The 18,236-nt window shown below is 34.4% G+C and carries 20 protein-coding genes and 2 pseudogenes; 17 read left to right on the top strand and 5 right to left on the bottom strand.

The genetic code is table 11. The features are described from left to right. The first annotated feature begins 76 nt into the window (after positions 1-76). The 15 genes from I5435_RS12485 (at position 77) to I5435_RS12415 (ending at position 12,483) form a co-directional block, all read left to right on the top strand. Positions 77-475, top strand: coding sequence for a hypothetical protein (locus I5435_RS12485; RefSeq protein WP_337982360.1), 399 nt, complete (start codon positions 77-79; stop codon positions 473-475). Positions 476-655: 180 nt separating this feature from the next. Further along, positions 656-1,171: a hypothetical protein gene (locus I5435_RS12480; RefSeq protein ID WP_337982359.1), complete on the top strand. Its 516-nt coding sequence runs from the start codon at positions 656-658 to the stop codon at positions 1,169-1,171. 493 nt (positions 1,172-1,664) lie between these two features. Then, the gene (locus I5435_RS12475; RefSeq protein ID WP_337982358.1) at positions 1,665-2,735 is read left to right on the top strand and encodes a hypothetical protein; all 1,071 of its coding nucleotides are present in this window, start codon (positions 1,665-1,667) and stop codon (positions 2,733-2,735) included. 111 nt (positions 2,736-2,846) lie between these two features. Continuing rightward, positions 2,847-3,359, top strand: coding sequence for a ParB N-terminal domain-containing protein (locus tag I5435_RS12470; protein WP_337982357.1), 513 nt, complete (start codon positions 2,847-2,849; stop codon positions 3,357-3,359). Further along, on the top strand, positions 3,356-3,973 hold the full coding sequence (locus I5435_RS12465) for a Mom family adenine methylcarbamoylation protein (RefSeq protein ID WP_337982356.1): 618 nt from the start codon (positions 3,356-3,358) through the stop codon (positions 3,971-3,973). The genes I5435_RS12470 and I5435_RS12465 overlap by 4 nt, the downstream gene beginning before the upstream one ends. Before the next feature lie 140 nt (positions 3,974-4,113). After that, complete coding sequence (locus tag I5435_RS12460; RefSeq protein ID WP_337982355.1) at positions 4,114-4,353, top strand: hypothetical protein; 240 nt, start codon at positions 4,114-4,116, stop codon at positions 4,351-4,353. Positions 4,354-4,394: 41 nt separating this feature from the next. After that, positions 4,395-5,243, top strand: coding sequence for a phage terminase small subunit (gene terS, locus I5435_RS12455; RefSeq protein ID WP_337982354.1), 849 nt, complete (start codon positions 4,395-4,397; stop codon positions 5,241-5,243). Between the two features lie 2 nt (positions 5,244-5,245). Further along, on the top strand, positions 5,246-6,451 hold the full coding sequence (locus I5435_RS12450) for a PBSX family phage terminase large subunit (protein WP_337983870.1): 1,206 nt from the start codon (positions 5,246-5,248) through the stop codon (positions 6,449-6,451). 12 nt (positions 6,452-6,463) lie between these two features. Next, complete coding sequence (locus tag I5435_RS12445; RefSeq protein ID WP_337982353.1) at positions 6,464-7,873, top strand: phage portal protein; 1,410 nt, start codon at positions 6,464-6,466, stop codon at positions 7,871-7,873. Next, complete coding sequence (locus I5435_RS12440) at positions 7,870-8,880, top strand: phage head morphogenesis protein (protein ID WP_337982352.1); 1,011 nt, start codon at positions 7,870-7,872, stop codon at positions 8,878-8,880. The genes I5435_RS12445 and I5435_RS12440 overlap by 4 nt, the downstream gene beginning before the upstream one ends. A gap of 221 nt (positions 8,881-9,101) precedes the next feature. Further along, positions 9,102-9,557 (top strand): 2-thiouracil desulfurase family protein, encoded by a 456-nt coding sequence (locus tag I5435_RS12435; RefSeq protein ID WP_024364712.1) that lies wholly within the window; start codon positions 9,102-9,104, stop codon positions 9,555-9,557. Positions 9,558-9,841: 284 nt separating this feature from the next. Beyond that, complete coding sequence (locus I5435_RS12430; RefSeq protein ID WP_337982351.1) at positions 9,842-10,366, top strand: hypothetical protein; 525 nt, start codon at positions 9,842-9,844, stop codon at positions 10,364-10,366. 179 nt (positions 10,367-10,545) lie between these two features. Beyond that, entirely contained in the window at positions 10,546-11,031 is a 486-nt protein-coding gene (locus I5435_RS12425; protein WP_024361854.1) for an NUDIX domain-containing protein, read from the top strand. A 618-nt stretch (positions 11,032-11,649) separates the two neighbouring features. After that, positions 11,650-12,087 carry a DnaD domain protein gene (locus I5435_RS12420; RefSeq protein ID WP_337982350.1) on the top strand — a complete coding sequence of 146 codons (438 nt, stop codon included), beginning with the start codon at positions 11,650-11,652 and terminating at the stop codon, positions 12,085-12,087. 231 nt (positions 12,088-12,318) lie between these two features. Next, positions 12,319-12,483 (top strand): hypothetical protein, encoded by a 165-nt coding sequence (locus I5435_RS12415; RefSeq protein WP_158694859.1) that lies wholly within the window; start codon positions 12,319-12,321, stop codon positions 12,481-12,483. Positions 12,484-12,628: 145 nt separating this feature from the next. Here I5435_RS12415 and I5435_RS12410 read toward each other — a convergent pair whose 3' ends face one another. The 4 genes and pseudogenes from I5435_RS12410 to I5435_RS12395 all read right to left on the bottom strand — a co-directional run bounded on the left by I5435_RS12410 (position 12,629) and on the right by I5435_RS12395 (position 15,132). Next, positions 12,629-12,967 carry an inorganic pyrophosphatase gene (locus tag I5435_RS12410; protein ID WP_024361852.1) on the bottom strand — a complete coding sequence of 113 codons (339 nt, stop codon included), beginning with the start codon at positions 12,965-12,967 and terminating at the stop codon, positions 12,629-12,631. A 17-nt stretch (positions 12,968-12,984) separates the two neighbouring features. Next, positions 12,985-13,247 (bottom strand): annotated as a pseudogene (locus tag I5435_RS12405) (transposase); the annotation flags it as partial. Positions 13,248-13,367: 120 nt separating this feature from the next. Beyond that, positions 13,368-13,589 (bottom strand): annotated as a pseudogene (locus I5435_RS23180) (transposase); the annotation flags it as partial. 188 nt (positions 13,590-13,777) lie between these two features. Beyond that, positions 13,778-15,132, bottom strand: a protein-coding gene (locus I5435_RS12395; protein ID WP_337982349.1) for an IS3 family transposase whose coding sequence is annotated in 2 segments (ribosomal slippage) — positions 13,778-14,679 and positions 14,679-15,132 — 1,356 coding nt in all. Because the reading frame shifts where the segments join, the coding sequence is not laid out codon by codon here. Between the two features lie 327 nt (positions 15,133-15,459). On the opposite strand from I5435_RS12395, the gene I5435_RS12390 reads away from it, so the two are divergent. Together I5435_RS12390 and I5435_RS12385 are read left to right on the top strand one after the other, a co-directional pair. Further along, on the top strand, positions 15,460-15,885 hold the full coding sequence (locus tag I5435_RS12390; RefSeq protein ID WP_337982348.1) for an acyl-CoA thioesterase: 426 nt from the start codon (positions 15,460-15,462) through the stop codon (positions 15,883-15,885). Positions 15,886-16,065: 180 nt separating this feature from the next. Then, complete coding sequence (locus tag I5435_RS12385; protein WP_337982347.1) at positions 16,066-16,506, top strand: GNAT family N-acetyltransferase; 441 nt, start codon at positions 16,066-16,068, stop codon at positions 16,504-16,506. 111 nt (positions 16,507-16,617) lie between these two features. On the opposite strand, the gene I5435_RS12380 is transcribed toward I5435_RS12385, so the two are convergent. Then, positions 16,618-18,234, bottom strand: a complete 1,617-nt coding sequence (locus tag I5435_RS12380) for a hypothetical protein (RefSeq protein ID WP_337982346.1) — start codon at positions 18,232-18,234, stop codon at positions 16,618-16,620. Between the last annotated feature and the right edge of the window lie 2 nt (positions 18,235-18,236).

Below are 18,236 nucleotides of genomic sequence, written 5' to 3'. Positions count from 1 at the left end.
CAACATTTGCTTAGTAGTAGTCACTACTTTCATTTGTTGTTCTCTTTTATTTTGTAAAAAAAGGGAGATGTTGAAGTTGTATGAGTGGTTGAAGGATTATCGAAAACTTGAGGATCAAATTACTTACCTTGAATACAATCTAAATAAAACCAAACGTGAATTAAGACGGTGGGAAAACGTAAATGATTTAGGTAAGTACAAACTTGAAGCAGAGTCTCTTGGTGCCAATGTTGAAGAAAAGATTGAATTAATCGAATATGAATTAGCTCATAAAATAAATGACCTTTATGATTTAAAGAAACTTATTAATACATTTGAGGGTTTAGAATACAAGATACTGTATCGTAAGCATGTGGAGGGCAAGACACTTGAAACAATAGCGTTTGAATTAAATTACAGTACAAACTACATCAAGATGAAACATGCCAATATAATGCGTATGATGAAATATGCTAAAAAAGTATCATCTAAGTAATGTATTAAAATAGTACCTTACTATCTAGAGACTGAAAATATTGAAAAAGCGTTATATGATGGTATTATCAAAAAGCGCACGGAAATACTATGTGAAATTTCCTATAGAGATCGTAGATTTAATACGGTCTTTTTATTATAATTGTATATTATTAGGAATTATATAGGAGATGAAGATTAGTTGTTTAATTTATTTAGAAAGAAAAAAGTGGATTTAAACCGTGGCCTTTACGACAGTAAATACATATTAAAGAATTTTAAAACAGAAGATAATTTAAGAGAACTAAGTAAAAAACAAATAGAAAAAGTTATTGATACATTGGAAAAAGAATTAAACTTTCAAACTAATTACTTAAGTGTATACTTAATGTTTACGGCGTTAATTTTTGCAATAATTTTCTTTATTGTTCCCAATACTAATAATGAAATTGAAAGTGGTGTTTTTACAAATATTAACGGAAAAGATTACCAATTAGAAAGTATAAATTTAGAATATAAAGATTTTAATTACCCTGAAAAGGATAACATTAATGGTACATTTAAGTATTTTGATGGGGTTGGAAAATCTTTATTGATAATTTATGGTAGTTGTGCTCTATTTGCAGGTATTTATTTAGTATTTTTTACTAATATTTATCATTGGCGAAAATTACGAAAATTGTATAACAATGCGAGATATATCTATTCATTGAAATGATCTAAACCATTGAGACTACTATATTGGTAGTCTCTTTTGTATGACATATCTTACCTTTTATTCTATGATAATTATTATCCTATGTAGATTAGAGGGGAAAAATATGAAATGTCCGAAATGTAAATCATCAAACGTAGTAGAAATAAGTAAAAAGACTGTTAGACGTAATGGAAATATTGTTACATTGGCTATGGTTCAATGTAATGATTGTTATTCTCGCTCTAATATAGAAATTCATGAGTGAACATTAAGTCGCATCTACCAAGTTGTGGCTTTTTATTATGCCTTGAAGACTGCATCAAACAGCTATAAATATAATAACGGACTAGTTTTACGGGTGAGTAAGTATCTTAGGAACATTAGAAAACGAAAAGTGCGAGCATGTACTTGTAGACGATAGGGTGGAGTTTGGTGTGGTTTTGAGAATGGAATATGTAGAAAATTGTTCCAATATGTAGATTCTCAGGCTAATATTGTTTGAGAGGTGAGGAAAATGAAGAAAAACCTATCAGATGTTAATAAGGAAGACGTTTACGAAAAAGAAAGATCTTTACCTTGGTGGATGTACGTTATTATCGTTATATTAATTTTAATAACACCAGGGATATTAGCTGTATTTATGGATTTTGAAATATTTGCATCTGCAAGAGGTGGAATTGATGGATGGTTAAGTTATTGGGGTGCTTATTTAGGAGGTATTATAGGATTAATTGCAATTGTTGGTACTACACAATTTCTAATTAGTACTCAAAAAAATCTCCATAAACAACAACTGTTTCAACAGAATCTTCATCAAAATAAATTAATTGAAGATCAACAAAAACACCATCAAGAGCAATTAGATCAACAAAAAGAGCATCATATTAAAATGATTGAAGAACAGAAACAACAACATCAAGCTCAATTAGAATCACAACGAAAAGCAATTGAAGATTCAGCTAAATTGCAAGATAAAACAGAAAGAGAGAGATATATTTTACAATTAGAATTACGGAAGACTGAAGAATTTTCCAAACTGTTAATTGATATTGAAGACCATCTACAAAAATTAAAATTGATTGCTTTTAAGAGTATGGATATGCTTAAAAATGTAGCTGAAAGATATGGTAGTTATACTCTCGCTAGTCTTAAAGAAGATGTAGAGGGTAAAAATGAGCACGAAGATGGATTTAAAAATAACATTGCTAATTTAAATAGCATTTTTACTAATTATACTAATCTTACTTTAGATATTGATAAAATTATTAATAACTTACTTATCTATAATATTGCAGAGGATCTAGAAATGTTGGATTTTAGAAATGAACTTAGAGATGGAATTGATATTGTGTCATTAAATTTAAAAGGAGAGCAAAAAAGATTTGAAGATATAAAAAACAATAAAAATCTAGAATCAAAATTGGGAATTGTCGATATAATAAATGACTGTGAAAGTATAATAGTTAAAAATGATAAAAGTATAGATAATATAGTAAAAAAAGTAAATGAAAAAAAATATCAATTGCTTGTATTACAAGATAAATTATTAGATGAATTTCGTCCCAAAGAAAGTGATATTAAATAAAAATACTTACATTTCGAAAAGCTGATACCTTAAACTTGATACTCTTGTCTTCAAGACTTCCGCCATTTATTGCGGAAGTCTTATTTTATTATGAAAAGAGGAGATTTTATTTTGAAGATAATTAAGTTGCCAATAGAGAAGATTAATCCTGCACTATATAACCCACGTGTAGATTTACAACCAGGTGATGCAGAATATGAAAATTTAAAGCGTTCTATTAAAGAATTTGGTTATATAGATCCTTTAATTTGGAATGAAAAAACAGGAAATCTGGTAGGGGGTCATCAACGCTTTAAAATTTTAGTAGCTGAGGGTTATCAAGAATTAGATGTTTCAGTAGTGAACTTGGAGCCAACGCAGGAAAAAGCTTTGAATATTGCTCTTAATAAAATTAGTGGCGATTGGGATGAAGATGGATTAATTGCAGTATTACAAGAACTACAAGATAGTGACATCGATTTACAATTAACGGGATTTGACGAGGTGGACTTAAAACACATGATAGGCGATATCGAGGTTCCAAACTTTGATGAAGGTACAGAGGATGATCAAGGCGACCTAGGAGTATTAACTTCTAAGCTTATTACATGTCCACACTGCCATGAGGAGTTTGAGCATGAATGACTACATTAAAAATTGCATGGGCTACACATGAAGCGGCTAAATTCGCATGTGAAAATTTTCATTATAGTAAGTGCCTACCTGCTGGGAAATTAGTGAAAGTTGGCGCATGGGAAGATGGAAAGTTCATTGGTGTTGTGATTTTTAGTAGGGGGGCAAATGGCAAGATTGGTTCACCTTATGGACTTACACAAAAGGAATGTTGTGAACTGACAAGGGTTGCTCTCAATCATCATAAATCATTTGTATCAGAAATATTAGCCAAAGCAATCAAATTCTTAAAAGTACAGTCACCAAATATTGAGTTGATCGTTAGTTATGCAGATACTGAACAAAATCATCATGGGGGTATATATCAAGCTACTAATTGGATTTACCAAGGCAAAACAGATGGCGAACACTATTTTATTATTCATGGTAAAAAAGTTCACCCAAAGTCTATCTACTCAAAATATGGGAAGGGAAGTCAACGTATTGAATGGTTAAGAAAAAATGTTGATTCAAATGCCCAAATATATATGACTACTGGTAAACACAAGTATCTTATGCCATTAAACAAAAAAATCCGTAAGAAGATCTTGCATTTAAATAAGCCATATCCTAAGCCTAAAAAATAAAAAAGAAAAGACGAGTGCGCTAACACTCATCTTTTCTACAAAACCATGCCACATCATGGCAGAGATAGCGATATACCGTGCACGGTTTTAGCCCACTCGCTATCTCACTTTCATTATAAGTGAGGGGTTATGATGAGGTAATGAAAAATACAAACAAACGTTCTGTATCTATAAAAGAAGATGACTTGCTACTGCAACATGAAATAAGCATGGCTGAAAGTATTCATGAATCAAAAGAACGATATAGAAAGATTGTACAAGCAGGAATCGCACAATGGATAAAGGACTTCAAAGGTGGTCATATCAAAGTTTCGACTGTGGATGATTTAAAAAAGCTAATCGAGCTAGATTTGCAATTATTAAAGGATGAGGATTTATGAAACAAACTCAACTCAACTGACGGAGGTGGTGTTAATGTAACATGGCTGAAAAATATCAATTAGCTTATCAGGATTATAAAAGCGGCATGAAGCAAAAAGACATCGCTGCTAAGTACAACGTGTCCATTAACACCGTCAAAAGTTGGCAACAACGCAAATGGCGAAGTATGGACAATGCGAATGAAAAAGTATGCACACCAAACGAAAAAAGTGTGCAAACCAAAAAAGGTGCACCACGTGGCAATAAAAATGCTGTAGGCAATACAGGAGGAGCCCCCCTCAATAATCAAAATGCAAAAGGTAATAAGGGTGGATCAGCTCCACAAGGTAATAAGAACGCTGTTACAACTGGTGAATATGAATCTCTCATGTGGGACTACCTAGATGAAGAGGAACGGGAGTTATATGGCACTATTGAAACTGACCCGTTATTCCAGATTGATAGAAACGTTCGCGAACTAACCATACGGCAACGTAGGATGATGAAGCGGATTAAAACAATTGAAGAAGGTCTGACAGAAAAGCAAAGACGTGTGTTGCAGCAATTGCGGAAAGTGAAAGAAGCTGCAACGGGTGCGGATGGTCAAACTGTCACAATAGCAAAAGAACGCATGGTTACTGTTGAGGTTGAAGAAACGATTTTTCGTAAAATGGATGACATACTCAACCTTGAGGAAGCACTAACAAGAGTCACGAGTCAACTTGTGAGAGCGATTAAACAAAAACATGATATTGAAAAATCCAATAGTGAACAGCAATTGAAGTTAAAACAAATGAATTTGAATGTTAAAAAGTTAAAAATTGAAATTGAAAAAATTCAGTATGGAGATACATCAACACAAGAAAGTGAAATTGCTAAGATGTTGCGTAAGATTGCAGGTGATGAATAATGATAGAGCTCACACCAAAACAAAAAGAGGTTATGGATTCATTTATTCAAGAAAATCCTAAAATACTACTCGCCAGTGGTGCAAAACGTGCAGGGAAAACATTCGTGTTTATTCTGCTTTTTTTAATGCATATTGCTAAATATGAGGGGCAAGGATTGTCTTTTATTATAGGTGGAGCTACCCAAGCTAGTATTAGACGTAACATATTAAACGATATGGAAGTCATTCTAGGCAAAGAGTTAAAGTTTAATAAATCAAATGCTGTTTCTGTTTTTGGCAACAAGATATATTGTTTTGATGGAGCTAATTCTGATACGTGGAAAAAAGTGCGCGGTTTTACCGCGACAGGAGCTCTACTTAATGAAGGAACAGCACTTCATGATTTATTCGTGAAAGAAGTTATCTCACGTTGCTCATATCAAGGGGCTCGTATATTAATTGATACCAATACTGAGAATCCAGCACATAGTATTAAAACGGATTACATTGATAAAGATGGTCAGATGTTAGAGACCGGCCGTTTAAATATCAGAGCATTTCATTTTACTTTGTTTGACAATATTTTTCTTGATCCTGAATACGTTGAGTCCATTATTGCTTCTACACCTTCAGGCATGTTTACTGATCGCGACATTTATGGTTTATGGGTAGCAGCCGAGGGCATTGTCTACAAAGACTTTAATGAAGATCGTCATTATATTTCCAGTGAAGAGTTTAATAAACTCAACATCGTTAAATACTTTGCTGCTGTAGACTGGGGATACGATCACTTTGGGGCGATGGGTGTATTTGCAGAAGATGAAAAAAGGAACGTTTATTTATGTGAAGAGCATGCTAAACAATATGAAGAAATTGACTACTGGGTAGCAGTTGCGAAGGCTATTAAGAAACGTTACGGTAATATCAATTTCTATTGTGATTCGGCACGACCTGAGCATGTAAAACGCTTTAGACGTGAAGGATTAAGAGCATTCAATGCGAAAAAGAATGTAATATCTGGGATTGAAGAAGTCGCCAAAATGTTTAAAATAGGGCGGCTTTTTATTGTTGAAGATAAAGTAAAAAGGTTCAAAGATGAAATATATCAATATGTATGGAATGGCACAACTGGTGAACCAATTAGATTATGGAATGACGTACTAGACATGATTCGTTATGGTATCTACACACATTATCAAAAAGCAATTCTCAAAGGGAAAAACCGATAAGGAGGTGTCAGCATGAATGAATATATCCAATACATCGATGGGAATGGTATTTCGCCTTTGTTACTTGATAAGTTAATAAAAGAAACACAAGCAGAACGAAATAAACGATTACTCAACTACAACCGCTATAAGGCTGAAGCATCTGCAGTGCCCATTTTAACACGTAAACCTACAGACTACGCCCAAGGTAATGCACATGTGCAACGAGTGGATGATAAAGTGAACAACACGCTAAACAATCCACTCGACGCTGAAATTGTAGACACGAAAGTTGGCTATATGTTCGGTAATCCAATTTCATATGTGGTAGATAAACAAGCTCAAAGCCTAAAGTCATTAACAGAGGCCATTGAGCTTTTTAATTTGCGTAATTCCATTGATGACTTGGATAGTGAATCAGGGAAGAAAACGGCTATTTGTGGCTATTCTGCTCGGTTACTGTACATTGACACTGAAGGAAATGAACGTGCGATGGTGATTGATCCGTGGGAGACTATCATTCTTTCAGAAACTGGAGAAGTCAGTGAACCTAAATATGGATTTCGCTATTTTAAAAGCGCGGAACTTAATGCTGAAGGTGAAAAGGTAGAAATCGAGCAGCTGGTATTTTACGATGCTACAACTGAAAAACTCTACACTCGTGCAGATAAAGATTCACAGTTTGTACTGAAAGATGAACGCAAACATCTATTCGATTACTGTCCTTTATTTGGGATATCAAATAATGAGGAGCTGCAGGGCGATGCGGACAAAGTGTTTAACTTGATTGATGCGTACGACCGCACTTTATCTGATGCATCTAATGAGATTGAACAGTGGCGTTTAGCGTATTTGGTGCTGAAAGGCATGGGTATGGATGAAGAGGATGCACAGAAGGTTGCACGCACTGGTATTTTTGAGCTAATGGGTGAAGATGACGACATTAAATACCTAACCAAAGAAGTCAATGATCAAATGATTGAGAATCATCTAAATCGTTTAGAGGAAAATATCATGCGATTAGCTAAAAGCGTGAACTTTAGCGATGAAGCGTTTGCCGGTAACACAAGTGGCGTGGCTATGAAGTTTAAACTCATGGCGCTTGAAAACAAATGCAAAACGATGGAACGAAAATTTACTACCGCTTTACGATATCAATTCAAAGTGTTATGCAGTGCATGGGCAAAGAAGGGAATCTGTTCGAAAGATGATTACTTAAAGCTTTGGTTCGAGTACAAGCGCAACGTTCCTATGGATTTATTATCTGAGGCACAGGCATCACAAGCTCTAAAAGGGCAAGTGTCAGAGCGTACACGTCTTTCTAAGATGTCGATTGTGGATGATGTAGATTATGAACTAAAAGAGATGGAGAAGGACGCTAAGGTGTATGGCAAAGACTTAGAGGACTTGGATGACGATCCTGAAGAAGTGGATAAACTATGAATCAGCAAGAGATTAATAAAATCCTAGACGAACTGGAGAAGAAGGCTGAAAAAGACATTGAAGTTGTCTTTAACAAGCGTTTAAAAGCCATCCTCGACCAAATGCTGCAGATGCATAGAAAGTTTGGTAAGAACGGTGAAGCCACTTGGACTGACGTCAATAAATACAATCGCTTCAATCAAGAAATGAAGCTAATAGCTCAAGAGCTCAATGCGGATTATAAAGCAATTATTAAGTTAATAAGAGCGTCAGAGGAACGACTATACATTGAGAGATACTTAATGATGGCTTACCTGTTAGAACAATCTACAGGCGAGGAAATGGGCTTTGTATTGCCTTCAGTTGAAACAGCTCTAACTAATCCAGTTGAGTTTTTAACACTTCCCAAGATATTTGAAGCCCACAGGAATGACATTATTAGACGACTAAACATCGAGATAGCACAAAGCCTTCAAGCTGGCGAAAGCTACACTGAAATGGCTTATCGTATAGAACAAGCGATGGGGTGGTCCAAGAAGAAAGCCATCCTTGTTGCTCGTACAGAAGGTGGCCGAGTACGATCGCAAGCAGATTTAGCTGTAGAAGAACAGGCGAGTAAAACCGTTCGGCTAACAAAGGTATGGATGTCCTCCCTTGATACGAGAGTACGGAAATCTCATAGAAAGCTAGATGGGCAAAAGGCTGATAAAGACGGCTATTATCACTATGGAAAGTGGAAATCTAAAGGTCCAAGGCTATGGGGTGTTGCATCCATGGATATTCAATGTCGGTGTCATTCGATTTACTTGGTGAACGGTAAATTACCTGAATACAGACGTGGCAAAGACTATATGGATGATAAGTATCAAAAGAATTTAGCAGCTCGTATAGACGCTTACATGGAGGACTTGGGACTAATGTATAAACAAGCGCTTACCAAAGCTTACAAAGAAGTTAAGCCACCAAGTGTGACAGTACCATTTATGAGCTTCGAGGATTGGAGGAAGCAGTTTAGTGGTGAAGGATGAGTGAAGTTTGTATGGGCATAACTAATTTAGTTCTCGAAATAAAGTTTGATAAAAATCACCTCGTTAGTTTTTATTAGAGGTGATTTTGTTTTGGATATTTATGTTAAAATTATTTTGATTTTGAAGTTTTATGTAAATTTTATTCAACAATCGGGCCAGATTGTCAAGTAATTCCTTGAATGTATAATGTTATTAGGTGATACTAAATTGGGGGGATATTAATGATAGTAGTAAGTTCTTGTTTAGCAGGATTAGAGGTAAGATATAACGGTACACATTGTTTAAATAATAAAATTATGAAACTAATAGAAGAGAATAAAGCAATAACCGTATGTCCCGAATTACTTGGTGGCTTTTCAACTCCTAGAGAACCTGCAGAAATAATAGGAGGTAACGGGGAAGATGTATTGGATGGAATAGCTAAAGTAATCGAAAAATCAGGTAGAGACGTTACGGAATTATACATAAAAGGAGCTTATATTACTCTAAAAAAGGCTATTGATGTCAACGCAACGGTAGTTGTACTGAAAGAGTATAGCCCATCTTGTGGAAGTTCCATGATTTATAATGGTGAATTTATAGGAAAGGAAATTGCAGGGAATGGCGTTACGGCTGCTTTATTAAAAAGAAACGGTTTACAAGTAATTTCGGAAAGACAGTTTTCCGAAATATTCTAAATAAAATGAAGAATTAGCTCAAAATACATTAATTAGGCGCGATTCTGTAATAAGGATTAGCGCACGGTTTCATTAAAGAGCCAGATTGCGGAATAAGGGATATAACCAGATTTATATGAATTCACAACGGTAAACAAAGAAATATCCCCAAACGACGCTTTGGAAAGGTTATACTTCAACTAACGGCGCAGGATAGTTGAGTTAGCAAATATAGCTGCTAGTTGTTGGAGTAGTAATTATATAGCATTGTTCAAATAATGATGCCAGGAAATGAGGAATAACCGATGTCAAAAACGGTACTTGATAAAGCTAAGAGGATTGTAGCGGGAATCGAAGTTTATCCAGGATTAGCTAAAGATTGGAGTAAAGATAATTATGACAATTATTATCTTTACTTTTCAAATCCAGATCCTGAAATACGAAAATATTCGTTACTTGTTTTTTTTGTGGGTCTTGGTAATTGGCAATTGGGGTCAGCTTTTATCTTTAGACCAATCAAAGAACTTAAAAAAGACGAAGATTTCGATGAAAATAAAGTGTATCGTTTTGAGGATTATGTTCGATCATTTCTCGACAATAGAGAAAACATTAAACAAGAGTTCCCATATTTATATGATAATTTGGTTTGGTATTTACTTAGGTTAGATAATCAAAAACATTTTGAGTATATATTTAGATCCGTTGATAAGCAACTATTCATTGAACTTAGACAAGTGTTAATTAAATCGGGTATTGATGCTAACATATTACCCAACAATTTAAATAACATATTAAGAGAAGTAGGAATTACTCCATATTTTGTAGATTAAACATAATTTTTAAACGAACGGCATTCCTTATTGATCAAACGTGCGCTTTAGTGCAACAAGGATTTATAACGTATTCATAACTAAACCTAATAACGTTCCCAAATGAAACTTTGGTGACATTGAAAGGAATTCAATAACATCTTCTAGAAACCTTAATATATCAACTTAGGAGGTTTTAAATGTCTTCTCATATTAGAGTTCGAGCTGGTGCAATAATAATAGAAAATAATGAAATATTATTAACGGTGTATAATGACCCAATAAGAGGTATCGTTTATGATTTACCTGCTGGAGGTGCAGAACCCAATGAATCAATTATAGATACAGTAAAAAGAGAAGCCAAAGAAGAAGCGTGTATAGATGTAGAAGTAGGTCCACTAGCTTTTGTTTATGAATACACACCTCACCTTAATTTAGATAAATTTGGTAAAATACATACATTGGTTATGATGTTTGAATGCAAAATAAAAAGCCCTAGTACACCAAAATTTCCAAAAAACCCGGATTCAAATCAAATAGATGTAAAATGGCTACCTATTTTAGAGTTACAAAATATTGAAATGTACGCAAACATCGGACCTTATTTACAGGAATATACGCAAAATCCTAGAAACATTGATTTAATAGAAGAGCATAAACTAAATGAGGTATATCAAGTTCGTTAGAGTTATTTTATACAATCCCATACAAAATAACGTTCCCAAATAGAAGTTTGGACGTACACCAAAAAGTCACGAATGTTGTTAAATCAACGTTTGTGACTTTTCTTGTGACATTTTTGATTCAGCTTTTTATGCAGAGAGCGGTTCTATGAAAAGTAGCAACTCTAGAATGTTAAGTTTTTATTATTCCTTTTCATGTTTTAAAATTTCCCTAATATCAAGGCATCTGTTAACTGTTAAATATTAATGGATAAATCACTTAAAATTGGAACTTCTATTCATGCTAGACGTATTAAAGTAAAGGGACTGTGTCAGTTCAAAGAGATATATGTAACGTAATCATTAAAAGAGAAAACGAAATGAGTATTTACATAGTGATATTACCAATGATTAGTATGTTGTTAGGTTTATATTTAGTGTGTCTGGGACTCTGGGAATTAAGACTAGGTATAGATAGAAAAAGATTTATAACCTTCTCGTTTACAGGGCTATTTTTAATCTTTATATTACCGAACATGTTTGGGTTTCTTCAATTTAATTTTTAATAACTTTCAATAAATATCTATCTGCTAACTGAAATATAGTTTAAGTGAAAATTAAGTTGAAAAGGGATGAAATGGAGTGAGTAATGATATTAAACGATTTAAGAAAATAAGTGACAAAGTAATATACGGCTCGACTGCTGAAGAACGATTTAAAGAAGTGTACGGGATAACAATCGAGGAATGGAAATCAAAAGCAGAAGAAAGATTTAAAGCTGAAACAGGAATGAGTTACGAAGAATGGTATATTAAAAAGGTTATTTCTTCGACACCAATTGATTATCTTAAAAATCTCAATGGCTCTGTTTCTCAGGACGATATAGAACTGGTTAAAGATTTACAAGAGTTGGGGTTAAATGATGGTGTTATAAATGTATTACTGGATTATGTAAAAATTGTTAGCAAAATTGGGTTTATTCACTCGTTGGTGAGAGATATAGGGGAAAGTTGGCTCAATAAGAACGTCACAACTATTGAAAGCGCTATGGCATTTGTCAGGAAAGAGTGGAATAAATAAAGTCCTCAAAATATATACTTCAATATCAACGTACTATCGGAAGCGAAAATGGTGAATTACCCGACGGCTTGGAGGAAGCTGAGCTCGCATTTTTATATAAAGTATTATGGACTGAAAAGGGAATGAACATTAGTGATGCAACAAAGAAAGGGAGACAAGGGCTTAGTATAATATTGGTGATGCACTCCCAGGAACGATGAGTAAGTTAAGGAAAGAGGTGGTGGAGAACCAATGGATTATTTTTCATTGATTGCTATTATATTTGTCTCACTTATTGCAGCTGTTGTTTATGAAATAAAAAAGAAAAATGATATAAAACTTGAACAAATTAAGTTAGAAAGAGATAAAGTAGCTTTGGAACAAAAAAGATTGGAAATTGAGAATAAAGTGGATTAATGATTCAACTGACGGGAGCTTTATATCAATAGCACTCAACTATTTAAAAAATTTTTATAAAATAATATCTAATCAAGCCATTCATTTTGTAGTGAACCCCAAAAGTTAGACTTATTTCGAAGAGGAGTTCTTCCTCTTCGTTATTTTAATTTAAAAGCTCAATTTTTGAATCAAACCATTGTTCCATGAAATTTATTTGTTCTCTAATTTGCTCTTTTGTGTAATTTTCATCCTCTGAAGTAACGACCCATTTTTCTTCAATATCATCATTTCTATGGACAATTGCGATAAGTTTACCTGTAAATTCATCTATTGGCCCCTTTACCTTATTTGAAAGGATATAGACATCCTGTTCCTCTCTATCGCCACCAATGATTCCAGGTACGTAACCATAATTTATCGGATAGACATTATCAAAATCATCCTTATAGCCCATTGGCCGATCTACTATTATTTTCAACTTTTGTAGTTTATGAAGTTCCATAGCGACTTTTGTCCTTTCTATGCAGCCAATCTTACACGATAGGTGACTGGACTACATCCAAATTTACTCTTTATTCGCTTGTAATTGTAATAGTAGATATACTTATCAATCGCTTGTTTTTTTCTTCAAAACTAGTATAGATAGTCCCATAATATATTTCTTGTTTCAGTAGGCCAAAGAAATTTTCCATTGGCGAATTGTCTAAGCAGTTTCCTTTTCGAGACATGCTTTGAAATATTTTATTGTTTTTCAGTAGATTTGCGTATTGTCTCATCTGATACGTTATGAACGCAAGCTCCGCACGTAATAATTCATTTTCTCGTTCTAATTCTTGTTCACGCGATAATTTCTTTTCTTCCTTTGTTTTCTTCGGTTTGTCTGACATGGATGGACGTCCTTGCGTTTTTGGAGAAATTCCACCGATACCATGTTTTCTAAATGCCGTAGTCCACAATGAAACCATCGAGTCATTTGGCAGATTGAATTTATGAGCGACATCTCGGATAGATTCTCCACTATTTAAATGATAGTTTATGACATCAAGTTTAAATTGAATAGTGTAATCCGAACGTCTTTCCTGTTTCCTAAGAGAGACAAATCCTAATGCAGTTACTTGTTTCACCCACCTTCTCACCACTCCTTGGCCTGAGGAAATACTAAATTGAAGAGCTATTTGTCTATAACCTCCATGCCCTTGAAAGTAGGCTTCAACGACTTTTTTCTTAAACTCATAATCGTATTTTGCCAAAATAAATGCACCCCAAAAGTTAGATTGAAGTGACCCCTAAAAGTTAGACACGGTTATTTCATTTAGGCAGCTTGGGTAAACTGAGTTCGGTATTGTACCGGACTCAGTTTTAATTTTGCCTTAATTCGTTTCGTATTGTAATACGTTATATAGTTTTCAAGTTCCAATTTAAAATGCTCAACACTTTCGAACTCCTTTAAATAAAGGAATTCCGATTTCAAAATCCCAAAGAAATTCTCCATCACCGAGTTGTCATAACAGTTGCCTTTACGTGACATACTTTGCACAATGCCTTTTGATGCAAGTGCGTGACGGTATTGCTTCATTTGATAATGCCAGCCTTGATCGGAATGCATCAGTAATTGGCGTTCCTCTGGTAACTTCTCTAATGCTTTCTCCAACATTTCTGAGACAAGTGAATACGTTGGTCGATGACCAATTGTGTAAGTAATAATTTCTCCGTTAAATAAGTCTAAAACAGGGGATAAATAGAGTTTTTCACCAAACAATTTAAACTCTGAAATATCTGTTACCCACTTTTCATTAGGGGCTTCAGCTGTAAATTTGCGGTCTAAAATATTCGGTGCGATTTTACCGACTGTCCCTTTATATGATTTATACTTTTTCATTCTGACTACGCACTTTAAACGAAGTGTTTTCATGATACGTTGTACTTTCTTATGATTCACTCTTCGTCCACGATTTGCGAGTTCATCACGAATGCGACGGTATCCGTAACGCCCTTCATGTTCGTTATAGATGGATTGAATTTCAGCCTTTAAGTCGGTATCTGGATCGGGACGATTCAGTTTCTTCACTATGTCATAATACGTACTACGTGGAATCTGTGCGAATTCGACAAGTGCCTTCACCGAGTATTTATGCCTTAATTCATAGATGACCTTTACTTTGTCTTCTTTGGTGATGTTTCTTTGGCTTGAACTAAGGCGTTCAACTTTTTTAAATACTCGTTTTCCATTTCAAGCTGCTTGATACGAGCTTGAAGTGCTTCTGGTGAGCCTTCTACTGGTGTATGTTTTGGTTGTTTATTGGTTTCTTTTTTCATGGATGGACGCCCCTTTTCCTTTGATTGAAGGGCATCGAATCCTTTTGTTTCAAACTGTTTTCGCCAATGAATAATGGACGATGGAGCTGCTATACCAAAGATAGCCGCTGTTTCTATTAAGGACGTGCCGTGCTCAATCATGAAGTTTAGTACGTCTAGTTTAAACTGTGCTGTATAGTTTGTATATGATTTTATAAACGCTTCAACACCGTTATACTCATATTGTTTAGCCCAGTTAAGAATAGCCTTATGATCTGTCCCAATCGATTTAGCAATTTCATGTGAACTTTCTTTGCCTTCTAAGTATCGTAAAGCTGCTTGTAATTTTTCCTCTGCAGTATATTTTGCCATTAAAAACTGCACCTCCAATTGTTAGATGTGTCTAACAATTGGGGTGCAGTTCAGATTTTTGGCCTAACTTTTGGGGTGCAGTACAAAATGAGTGACTTTTATTATTGCACCTGCTCGTTGCATGTATTTTAATTTTTAAAATAATGGTACCCCAATTAAAAGAGTATATATGTGTTTATACGTGTTAAAGTATTCATTCATAAAATTTTATTTTTGAAATCAAAATAAAATTTTATAACCTTCATTTTGCAACCTATCGAAATCTCCAAAGCCTAAACCCCACCAAATCAGCATTTTTACGCTATAATGTAGGACGAGGTGAAGAAAATGTTTGTGAGTGAAAAACAGATTGAGATTCGATATGCGGAGACAGACCAAATGGGCGTTGTCTACCATGCCAACTATATCATTTGGATGGAGATTGGACGTACGCAGTTAGTGAGCGATGCGGGATTTGAGTACGCTGCATTAGAGAAGGAAGGGTATGTGTCGCCAGTAATGGATTTATCTATTTCCTATAAGGCTGCTATGCACTATGGACAGGTGGCAACCGTGCGTACTTGGGTAGAGAAACACGATCGTCTACGTACAACATATGGTTATGAAATTTTACATGAAGATGGCACGATTGCAGCAACAGCACAGTCCGTACATATTCTAGCACATAAAGAAACATTACGACCTATTTCTTTAAGTAAAATTGACCCTGTTTGGGATGCTAAATATAAAGAAATTGCAGTGGCAACGAAATAATATCAGCAGCTTGATGTTTACGTTAATTGAATTGAAGTAAGCCAAAGGCAGGACCAGAATAATAACTGGTGCTGTCTTTTTTCTTTTAACCATGTTAAATGCATCAAGTTTTTTATCTTGCATAAAATTTGTTATATGCTATTATTAGAACAAATGTTCTGTATGGAGATGGGGGAAATTATGCAACTATACATATACGATAATCGCTTTAAAGCGTTCATTGACCAGTATCAATTAACAGCTGAACAACTTGAATATACAGGAACACCGCAAGAGAGTATTGCGCTTGTTAAAGAGGATGTCAATCGACATGCCATTTTAGCAATTGAGGATGGGATGCTTGTAGTATTCTTTGTGTTACATCGAAAAGAAGGTGTAAAGCCATATTGTGAAAATGATGATGCCATTTTAATAAGAGCTTTTTCTACAGATTATCGACATCAAGGGAAGGGCTATGCAAAAAAAGCTTTAATGTTATTACCTGACTTTGTCAAACAGCATTACTGTGACGTCAATGAAATTGTATTGGCTGTTAATGTAAGGAATGAGGCGGCACGAGGACTATATAAGAAGTGCGGTTATACCGATAAAGGTGTAAGAGTGATGGGAATAAAAGGGTAATTAATCGTTATGAACTACGATTTGTAAAAAGAATTGCAAAAAATCCACTGAGCCATTAAAGCAAAGTGGATTTTTACTAGCTAGATAAGCAATGTCTATTTCCTTGAAGTATTACTTAGCTCGTTTAAACAAGAATTTCCAAGAAATGAAATTGACAATGACCAGTACAAAGAAATAAATAAAAGTACCATAAGAAATGCTTGTTGCCAGTAGATAGTGTATAAATGCAAGTATACCTAATGGAATAAATAATATTAAGGCCTTCCAACTCTGCCCATCACCGATTTCGTCAAAGGGCTTCGTGAAAGGAACTTTGTTTTCAAAGCCCATGTAGCAAATGATTGTGTACAAACAGCTTGCTACTAAAACAATCAATAGATCTGGAATGATTCTCGGGCCATAAATAAAGCAAAATACGATGCTAAGAACGAGATACAGCGGAATATATAGCTTTATTAAAAAGGCTTTTAAACTACCCTTTTGTAAGTCTGTATAGTCTTTAATTGGAAAGACTTTGTAGATCCAAGCCGCTTTATATTTTGCGGAATGACCTAACATCATCACAGCAGATGGAATAATCAGCATACTAAAATAAATATTTAAATAGCTTATACTGGTCGAGTAGTCAACATGATCTGACCGCATCATATTAAACATAAAAATAAATGGTATCACGAAAGAAAACCCTAATGATGGATACACTTTTAATTTAAAATCCCGTTCTTGTTTCATCATAAGAGAGGCAAAACGATAAAATGCCTTTTCCTCACTTGTTCGGCATATAAAAGATAAGAAATAATCTTTTAAACGACTTTTCTTTTCCTTCTTTGATTTGCTCGTACTTAATAACTTTTGTAAATTCCGCTCAAAGGTTGGAATTAACGTTATATAGAGCCCTATTGAAATAAGTGGTATAAAGACGGAGAAGATAGTGCCTACTAACGTGAAGTAAGAGTTATTACCATTTAAGATAAGCTCATAAGGAGCGGCAAACCACATAGGGATGATGAAAATACTCCACCATTTGAACGTTACGACCATTTCAAGGTTGACAAACTCAAAGGAGCGAATAAGCACTTGATAACCAATCATTAACACTAAGGATAAGCCAATTTGCACATAATTAATGACGTCCTTTAGCATTTCTCCATCAAAAAATCTTAAAATCACAATATACAAAATAGTTGTAAGCACGACAATGAAAATATTGATGAAGATAAGTGCGAATACGGTTAATAGAAAGAATAATATTCCTTGTGTAAACAAGCTGACTAAAAGGGGAATCGCCGTTAAGGCAATTGTTAAATAAGTTAAATAAATAAGAATATGCAATATTTTAGCGGCATTTATCGTTTTAGCATTAATCGGCTTCGTTGACAGGATGCTTCTGTCACGAACATCAAGTAGTACAGAAGAAAAATCGGAAATCAAAGTAGTCATCACGATAAAGATAACTATGCCGTATGCAATGCTCATTTGAAAATGATAGTTATCACCAAACCCCATAAAAGGAATGAGTATAAGACCATAAAGGGCGTAAATCCATAAAGATTTGAAGTAGCTATTTTTTTGATCTTTTTTATTTTGGTTAAAGATGGTTGGTACTTTTCGTTCATCCATCGTTAGTTTAATATGGAGGATTTGTCTCATAATCGAATAATCAATGCCCATTTTCCGAAAAATAAATTGCATTTTATCAAGTAGTTGCAGGACTTTGAAATCTTTCATTA

Origin of the sequence: Lysinibacillus sp. C5.1, assembly GCF_016350185.1 — a bacterium.
Taxonomy (GTDB): Bacteria; Bacillota; Bacilli; order Bacillales_A; family Planococcaceae; genus Lysinibacillus; species Lysinibacillus sphaericus.
The sequence above is the reverse complement of the archived record's forward strand: the minus strand, read 5'-3'. Positions and strand labels throughout refer to the sequence as shown.

What these genes read in the sequence shown, in the direction of transcription:
- I5435_RS12475 (WP_337982358.1), top strand. Translation starts at nt 1,665, where the DNA reads ATGAAGAAAAACCTATCAGATGTTAATAAGGAAGACGTTTACGAAAAA.
- I5435_RS12465 (WP_337982356.1), top strand. Translation starts at nt 3,356, where the DNA reads ATGACTACATTAAAAATTGCATGGGCTACACATGAAGCGGCTAAATTC.
- I5435_RS12460 (WP_337982355.1), top strand. Translation starts at nt 4,114, where the DNA reads ATGAAAAATACAAACAAACGTTCTGTATCTATAAAAGAAGATGACTTG.
- terS (WP_337982354.1), top strand. Translation starts at nt 4,395, where the DNA reads ATGGCTGAAAAATATCAATTAGCTTATCAGGATTATAAAAGCGGCATG.
- I5435_RS12445 (WP_337982353.1), top strand. Translation starts at nt 6,464, where the DNA reads ATGAATGAATATATCCAATACATCGATGGGAATGGTATTTCGCCTTTG.
- I5435_RS12440 (WP_337982352.1), top strand. Translation starts at nt 7,870, where the DNA reads ATGAATCAGCAAGAGATTAATAAAATCCTAGACGAACTGGAGAAGAAG.
- I5435_RS12435 (WP_024364712.1), top strand. Translation starts at nt 9,102, where the DNA reads ATGATAGTAGTAAGTTCTTGTTTAGCAGGATTAGAGGTAAGATATAAC.
- I5435_RS12430 (WP_337982351.1), top strand. Translation starts at nt 9,842, where the DNA reads ATGTCAAAAACGGTACTTGATAAAGCTAAGAGGATTGTAGCGGGAATC.
- I5435_RS12425 (WP_024361854.1), top strand. Translation starts at nt 10,546, where the DNA reads ATGTCTTCTCATATTAGAGTTCGAGCTGGTGCAATAATAATAGAAAAT.
- I5435_RS12415 (WP_158694859.1), top strand. Translation starts at nt 12,319, where the DNA reads ATGGATTATTTTTCATTGATTGCTATTATATTTGTCTCACTTATTGCA.
- I5435_RS12410 (WP_024361852.1), bottom strand. Translation starts at nt 12,967, where the DNA reads ATGGAACTTCATAAACTACAAAAGTTGAAAATAATAGTAGATCGGCCA.
- I5435_RS12390 (WP_337982348.1), top strand. Translation starts at nt 15,460, where the DNA reads ATGTTTGTGAGTGAAAAACAGATTGAGATTCGATATGCGGAGACAGAC.
- I5435_RS12385 (WP_337982347.1), top strand. Translation starts at nt 16,066, where the DNA reads ATGCAACTATACATATACGATAATCGCTTTAAAGCGTTCATTGACCAG.
- I5435_RS12380 (WP_337982346.1), bottom strand. Translation starts at nt 18,234, where the DNA reads ATGAAAGATTTCAAAGTCCTGCAACTACTTGATAAAATGCAATTTATT.